The 5618-nt window shown below is 60.5% G+C and carries 4 protein-coding genes; all 4 read left to right on the top strand.

Features of this window, described 5'->3' with window-relative positions; translation table 11 throughout:
• On the top strand, positions 1-1981 hold a 1981-nt coding region (locus Q7S96_03265; GenBank protein ID MDO8463265.1), incomplete at its 5' end, for a nucleoside-diphosphate sugar epimerase/dehydratase.
• Positions 1982-1990: 9 nt separating this feature from the next.
• On the top strand, positions 1991-2782 hold the full coding sequence (locus Q7S96_03260) for a YdcF family protein (GenBank protein MDO8463264.1): 792 nt from the start codon (positions 1991-1993) through the stop codon (positions 2780-2782).
• Between the two features lie 8 nt (positions 2783-2790).
• Complete coding sequence (locus Q7S96_03255; protein MDO8463263.1) at positions 2791-4581, top strand: hypothetical protein; 1791 nt, start codon at positions 2791-2793, stop codon at positions 4579-4581.
• Positions 4582-5021: 440 nt separating this feature from the next.
• On the top strand, positions 5022-5618 hold a 597-nt coding region (locus tag Q7S96_03250), incomplete at its 3' end, for a hypothetical protein (protein MDO8463262.1).

Raw genomic sequence — 5618 nt, 5'->3', positions numbered from 1 at the left:
TACACGCGGGAAGCGCGTCGCGTTCTTCCTCCTCGCGGATACGTGGATCGTGACGTTCGCGCTCATCGCGGCATTTTTTATCCGGTTTGATTTCGCGCCGGAGTCATCCTACGCCGCGCTCGTGCTCCCGACGCTCCCGCTCTTCCTCCTCGCACAGCTCGGCGCGCTTGCGTTTTTCGGGGGTTATGCGATGAGTTGGCGGTTCGTGTCGCTCCGCGATCTCGCAAACATCCTCAACGCGGTCATCGCCGCATCGCTCGCACTCGCGTTTGCGCTCTACTTCCTCCGACTGGAGGCATTCGTGGGATTCCCGCGCGGCGTCCTGCTCATCGATGCGGTACTGGTCTTTGTCCTGATTGCCGCGCTCCGCATTGGGAAGCGTGCGGCGATGGAAGTACTCCGCGGGCAGCGACAGACTGGTCGCGGGAGGCGAACCATCATTGTCGGTGCGGGGAACACCGGTGAAATGGTGTTGCGCGACATGCAGCGAACGCAGTACGACGTCTACGCCCCCGTCGGGTTCCTCGACGACGATGAACGGCTGCTCGGGACGCGCCTCCATGGTATTCGTGTTCGTGGGGCGATTCGACATCTCAAGGACACGATTCATTCGCTTCGTGTCGAGGTGGTCATTGTTGCCATCCAGTCGCTCGGTCACCAGGATCTCCGGCGTATCTATCAAGCGACCAAGGAGGCGGGGATCACGGAAGTGAAAATCGTTCCGCGCCTCTACGATGTGCACGCCCCGCAGATTCGCCTTCAGGCCATTGAGGATATCAAGATCGAGGATCTCATCCGCCGTGAGGTCGTCCACGTCGATACCGTGTCGATCCGCCGTGTGATCGCTGGCAAGGCCGTGCTCGTTACCGGTGCAGCGGGCTCCATCGGCTCCGAGATCGTCCGGCAGATCTGTCGGTATGGGCCGCGATCGTTGGTGTGTTTTGAGATTGATGAGACGGAGCTCCACCGCCTGCAGCTCACGCTCCGGCGTGAGTTTCCCACCCTGGTCGACCGGGTACGTTTCGTGGTCGGAGATATCCGGGATACGGACCGCGTCGATGAGGTGTTTGAGCGATGCCGACCGGAGGTGGTGTTCCATGCGGCGGCATACAAACACGTTCCCATGATGGAGGACAACGTGTCAGAGGCGGTGAAGGTGAACGTTGTGGGAACGTGGAATGTCGCGGAGACGGCCCGGAGGGTGGGCGTGGAGCGGTTCGTGCTTATCTCCACGGACAAGGCGGTGCGCCCCACGAGCGTCATGGGCGCGACGAAGCGCATCGCGGAGCAGCTCTGTCGCGCGTGCGGGGAGGACAGCAGCACGGCGTTCCTCTCGGTGCGATTCGGGAACGTCCTTGGCAGCCGAGGGAGCGTGTTGCCGATTTTCATGGAGCAGCTCGCGCGTGGCGGTCCACTCACGGTGACGCACGAGGAGATGCGCCGGTACTTCATGACGATTCCCGAGGCGGTATCGTTGGTCCTCCAAGCCGGCGCCATCGGACGCAGTGGCGAGGTGCTCGTCTTCGATATGGGTGATCCCGTGCACATCCGCACGCTCGCCGAAGAACTCATTCGGCTCCATAATCTTCGACCGCACATCGACATTGCGATCGAGTACATTGGCATTCGGCCCGGGGAGAAGCTGTTCGAGGAGCTCCTGACGGCGGAAGAAGGGACGACTGCCGCGGCGCATGAGAAACTCTACATTGCACGATCGCCCGAGCGCATAACTCGAGAGGCGATGCATGCGGTGGTCCAGCAGTTCGCGCAGCTCGCCCGATTCCCAGATGCCGACGGGCACGCGATTCGTCAACTGCTCCGGCAGCGCGTCCGGTGGTATGAGCCCGATGGCGATCGCATACGCGCGGAACGAGTTCCGCCGCCGGCGCTCCGTACCACGAGCAATCAACCGCCGCACACAGAGGTATCTCGTTCATTCGCGCACGAAGGCACGCGGATGCAAACCGATCGCGTGCGGTGATAATGCGCCATGTTCACTCTCCTCAAGCTCGTGAAGCCGTTGCTCCTCCCGCCGACGCTCCTCGCGGCGGCGTTTGCAATTGGATGTATCCTCGTGTGGCGTAACCGCAAGCGGAGTGGGCTCTGGATCCTTTCGGGCGCACTGGTGGTGTATGTGCTCCTATCGCTCGATCCCATCGCGAACGGGCTTGCGTGGACACTGGAGCGACGATACGCGGTCCCCGCATCGTTCGATGCGCACCGTGGTGCCGCAGCGATCGTCATCCTTGCCGGCGGGGCAGCGGAAGTGGATGGGCACCGCGATGTGGGTGAGCTCAGTGGGGCGAGTTGGCGACGGCTGTGGCGCGGAATCTCCGTGTACCATGCGCTCGACGGCACGGTCCCCATCATCTATAGCGGGGGATCTGGGGATCCTTTCAACGCCGTGTCCCATGAAGCGGAACTCGCGCGATCGTACGCGACTGCTGCAGGCGTCCCGGCAGATTCATTCATCATCGAGACTGCGTCTCGGACCACACACGAGAATGGCAGTGCGGTGGTGCGACTTCTGTGGGAGCGGAGACCGGAGATGGTGTCGCCAAAGGTGCTCCTCGTGACTTCTGCCTGGCACATGCGGAGATCAATCGCAGTCTTCGAGGGCCTTGGAGTCAATATCGTTCCGATTCCAGCCGATTTCGCAGCTCGAACGCTGCGTGTGACCCCTCTGACCCTCTTCCCGTCCGCGGACGCATTCTCCTCATCTGTGACGAGCATCCATGAGTGGATCGGCCTTGCGGGATACCGGCTTCTGGGACGGATATGAGCGCTCGTATGTACGACGCCACGATGACGATGATGCGGAATTGGTGGGGACGCGCACGGGTGCTCGCGCTACGTGCGTGGTCTTCTGCTCGCTCTTCTCCGCGAACCATCGCCGCATTCGTGTTCTACGCTGCATTCATGATCGTGGTGACGCCGCCCGCGGTCGCGTGGTACGTCCGTATCGCATTCTACGCGCTCGCTCTCTTTGCATTCTCCGTTGTTTGGGGTCGGGCATACGGATCGTCTGAACACACGCACATCCCCACCGTCATGGAGCGTCGGTGCTTCCGTGCGCTCCTCGTCCTTGCGGGAGCAACGCTTCTCGTGTCCCGCGTCCTCCCATTTCTCCGATACGGAGGGACGCCACTCGGGTACGACACGGGATTCTATCTCACCTCGATCGACGGATCGATTCGTGGGATCATCGCCGGGGCGGGGCTTCGGACCGTCCGCGCACTCATCTGGCTCCCGCTCGATTGGCTCGGAATTTCGCCCGTCATCTATTTTCATGGACTGTACGTCCTCGCACAGTTCCTCGTTGCGGGGGCGCTCTACGCATTCGTTCGTACCTTTTCTGTGCTGCCGCGTCTCGCATACGGCGCGACGATTGCGTTCCTCTTCGCGGTGTCTATCCCCCAGTTCTTCGCGTATTGGTGGATGTACTACCAAACAGAATTCGCGATCGCCTTCCTCCTCGCGACACTCACGTTACTCAATCGGCGATCATGGCTCGCGCTCCTTGTGGGCGGCTTCGGAGCGGCGCTGCACCCCGCAACGTCACTGCCGCTCACGATCGCGCTCGCGTTGTTTCTCGTCATACAGCTTCTCCGTTCGCTCATACGGCTACGCCCGCTTGATCCGGATACGCGGTTCTTCCTCCTCGCAACCGTCATCGTGCTGCTCATGGCGTGGCCGCTGACGGAGCAGATTGTAGAATTTTCGCGTATCTACCTGGAGGCGACGTTCGCAAAATACGGATGGTTCCTTGCCGATTACCCCGCGCATCTCCAGCCGCTCTACTCTGGGCTCTACGTCACGCTTCCGGTTGTCCATCTGGCAAACATGTACCTCCTTCCGTTCGTCGGTCTAAGCTTGACACTTTTTGTATTTCGGGAGCTCCCATCCAACGATCCACTGCTACGACGACGGTTCCTTTTCCTGGTGACGTACGGTGTCGCGCTCCTTGCGCTGAACATTGCGGGGGTCATTTACGCCAATCGGTACCTTATCTACCTCGATCTCGTACTCATCGCCATTGCCGTGCCAGCACTCGTGCGATTTTCGCGACGTCTGTACCACGACCGAATGGGAGCAGTGGTTGTCGTGCTCCTCTGTGCAGGATTGCTCCTTCACGGAGGCAGAATTATTTGGAAGCAAGAGCCACACATCACGCGCACCGAGCTCGCGGAGATTGCCGAGCTCGCGCAGTGGGGAGAGCCGGATGCGTACATCATGACGACGATTTCTCACTATACTCCGTGGCTCCTCGCGTTCTCCGGACGTTCAACCATCGATCCGGGATACGGTACGACGAATCGGTGGAGCTACGAGCAGTGGCAAGAATTTTGGAGCGGGAGGAGCAACGCACGTCGACATGAGCTCCTTCGATACTACAGCCGCCCCGTGTTCATGTTTGTGGGCGTGCACGCACTGGAGGAACAGCTCCCGTACATCTCGTTCATCCAGACCGACGCGCACTTTATGCAGGTGAGCCTACACGTCTGGCGCTACGATCCGCGTACAGTGACCGCTCAGGATATTGCGACGATGCGTGCAGGAGAGGCGGCGAACGCGCGATGAGTGGTGGCAGGCTCGTGATGGACCGATGGGGGCCACTCCTTTGGGAGCCGTTGGAGCACAACCCAAGAATGGCGGGAGTATTTGTGCTATACTGAGAGTACGAATTGGATCGTTACGAGAATGTGGCGTTTGTGTGGATGATCGGGTGGACTGGAGATCCGTGTAGCCCGGATCTGACAGAGCTTGGCGAAAAATCACCTGTAGCGAAATGCGTACGTAGCGCGTATTATGTGAGTGCACCCCGCCATGGATGGGCGGAAGGTTTGTGGATAACTTTAACATTATTCCTGGGAAACTAAGCGATGGGTCCGTTCCCCGATGAACGACCACACCATATGGGTCAAACTCTTCGCGAGCTCGGAAAAAAGGTTGCGGCGCAACTCAATAGTGAGAACGAATCCACCCGCCGACGCATGCGAGGTGGGGTGGGCGTGTTGTTTATGGTCGCCTTCGTCTTGGCGTCGGTTGCCGTGAACAACGCAGTGCTCGCGTTGAACCAGGCCGCGGGGAACTACGGGTACCGGAGTGGATCGTACGGGTACCAGTCGGATGCGACGTCATCGGACTCCCCACCGAGCGCACCAACGGCGCTTGATGATGGGACGCCGGGGACGAGCTCGGCAACGATCGGATGGACCGCACCGACCACGACGACTGGGTCAACAGCAATCTCGGGCGGTAGCGGCAGTATCTCGAGCTACAAGTTCCACTACTCCACGAGCTCGCTCTCGAGCTGCTCGGGTGGAACCTCTTCGACCGAGACGAGCACGAGCAAATCGCTCACCAGCTTGAGTTCATCAACGACGTACTACGTGGCGATCTGCGCGACGGATAACAACAGCAACGACAGCTCAGCGCTCACGGGATCGTTCACGACAGCAGCGGCGACGGGTGGCGGTTCTGGTGGTGGCGGTGGTGGCACCTCGATCTTTACGGCTCCAGCGGCAACACCGGCAACGCCAGCAGTACCGGGAGTGGCACCAGCGGTACCGGCAACACCTCCATCTATCGCATCGGATGCAGCGACGCTCGTGGCG

The organism is bacterium (genome assembly GCA_030647005.1).
Taxonomy (GTDB): Bacteria; Patescibacteriota; Patescibacteriia; order JACPHY01; family JACPHY01; genus JAUSKG01.
The sequence above is the reverse complement of the archived record's forward strand: the minus strand, read 5'-3'. Positions and strand labels throughout refer to the sequence as shown.

Bases quoted from the DNA above. Each gene is read 5' to 3' on its own strand.
- Q7S96_03255 (MDO8463263.1), top strand. From the start codon at position 2,791: ATGTACGACGCCACGATGACGATGATGCGGAATTGGTGGGGACGCGCA.
- Q7S96_03260 (MDO8463264.1), top strand. From the start codon at position 1,991: ATGTTCACTCTCCTCAAGCTCGTGAAGCCGTTGCTCCTCCCGCCGACG.